The organism is Nocardioides sp. NPDC057577, from assembly GCF_042801335.1.
Taxonomy (GTDB): Bacteria; Actinomycetota; Actinomycetes; order Propionibacteriales; family Nocardioidaceae; genus Nocardioides.
In genome coordinates, this window is sequence record NZ_JBHVGB010000359.1 from 1 (window position 1) to 1115 (window position 1115).

Annotated in this window: 2 protein-coding genes; both read left to right on the plus strand. The window is 69.8% G+C overall.

The features are described from left to right. Nucleotides 1–393 (plus strand): tetratricopeptide repeat protein (locus ACFU7D_RS29780; RefSeq protein WP_378874161.1); only part of this gene is annotated, 393 nt, incomplete at its 5' end. Nucleotides 394–604: 211 nt separating this feature from the next. After that, nucleotides 605–1115 (plus strand): DUF6079 family protein (locus ACFU7D_RS29785; protein ID WP_378874163.1); only part of this gene is annotated, 511 nt, incomplete at its 3' end.

The following is a 1115-nucleotide window of genomic DNA, read 5'->3' on the forward strand; positions in this document are numbered from 1 at the left end:
GCTGAGGTGGTCACCGAAGAAGGCGGCGCCCTGCTCACACTGCCGTCGGAGTGCGAGCGCGCCCTCGGCCCCGACCACACCGTCACGCTGGGCGCCCGGCACAACCACGCGTGGGCGCTGTATCTCCTGGGCCGCTTCGACGAGTCCGACCGTGAGATCCGGCAGGTCGCCGAGACATACGTACGACGCTTCGGGCCCGACTACCCCGTCGTGCTCGCCGCCCGGCAACTCCTCTCCCGGACCCGGGTCGCACTCGAGCACGTGGACGAGGCGGTCGCACTGATGACCGACGTCGTCGAGCGGCGGGAGCGCGGCCTGGGCCTTGAGCATCCCTTCACGGTCGCGAGCCGGCAGCTGCTGGACGCCTACCGGTCGGGTCGACGAACGCCGTAGTGGTTGCGACGGGCTGGGGACGGCCCGCACGGACGGTGCGCGAGGGGATACGGCAGGTGCCCGACAGGAGGACGGAGGTAGGGTGCTGTGCGCAGGCCGTACGGGTGACGTTCAGGACGAGCCGGACCGCCATCGGGCCCCGGCGGCGGACTCCGCGCGTCCGGGTGCGAGCAGCAGGATCGACCACCGTCAGGGAGAGCGAGACCCCGCAATGGCCCAGCAGCCCCTCCTCCGCGATGTCATCGACATCAAGGAGTCCATCTCCACCTCGGACTTCGTGCTGTCCCTCGCCGAGGCGACGACACCCGAGGGCACCCGGCACGCGCTCAAGGACTACGTCGTCACCGAGCGGCTGCAGGAGAACTTCGACGAGGCGCTGGCCCTCATCAAGGCCTCGCTCGACGGGCACCGCTCCAAGGCGGCGTACCTCCACGGCTCCTTCGGTTCCGGTAAGTCGCACTTCATGGCCGTGCTGTACGCGCTGCTCAGCGGCGACCCCGCGGCCCGTGCCCGTACCGAGTTCGACCCTGTGCTGACCAAGCACGAGTGGCTGAGCACCGACGGCAAGAAGTTCCTGCTCGTGCCGTACCACATGCTCGGCGCGAAGGCCCTGGAACAGCGCGTCCTCGGCGGGTACGTGCACCACGTCAAGAAGCTGCACCCGGACGAGCCCACCCCGCAGGTGTACCGGACCGACTCCCTCTTCGCCGACATCCGTGCTC